Here is a 641-nt window from a genome sequence, read left to right on the forward strand (position 1 = left end):
CAGGAGGCGATCGGCGGCACGCTGTCGATCATCGCGGTCGGCTTCGTCACCTGGATGATCTTCTGGATGGCGAAGGCGGCCCGCTCGATCTCGGGCGAGCTGCGGGGCCAGGTCGACAAGGCCGCCGGCGGGAACGGCTGGAAGCTGGTCGTCGTCGCCATGCTGGCCGTCGGCCGGGAGGGGCTGGAGACGGCGCTGTTCATCTGGGCGGCGACCCAGGCGACGACGCGCGGCACCGGGTCGACCGCCGCGCCGCTGCTCGGTGCGGCGCTCGGCATCGCGGTCGCCGTCGTGCTCGGCTACCTGATGTATCGCGGTGCGCTGCGGATCAACCTGACCAAGTTCTTCACCTGGACCGGAGCGTTCCTGATCCTGGTCGCCGGCGGCGTGCTGTCCTACGGAGTGCACGACCTGCAGGAGGCCGGCATCCTGCCCGGCCTGAACAATTTGGCCTTCGACGTGTCCGCCGCCGTCCCGCCGACCAGCTGGTACGGCACCCTGCTCAAGGGCATCTTCAACTTCTCCCCGGCCACCACCTGGCTGGAGCTGACCGCCTGGGTGGCGTACGTCGTACCCACCATGACGATCTTCTTCTACCGGATCCACCGTCGTTCCCATCCCAAGCCCACCACCGCCTCGGC

The 641-nt window shown here is 69.0% G+C and carries 1 protein-coding gene; it reads left to right on the forward strand.

What is annotated here, in order from left to right:
* Positions 1–641, forward strand: a 641-nt coding sequence (gene efeU, locus ABD747_RS26625) for an iron uptake transporter permease EfeU (RefSeq protein WP_344810191.1), incomplete at both ends; no start/stop codon positions are given.

The sequence above is a fragment of the Microlunatus ginsengisoli genome (assembly GCF_039537205.1).
GTDB lineage: Bacteria > Actinomycetota > Actinomycetes > Propionibacteriales > Propionibacteriaceae > Microlunatus > Microlunatus ginsengisoli.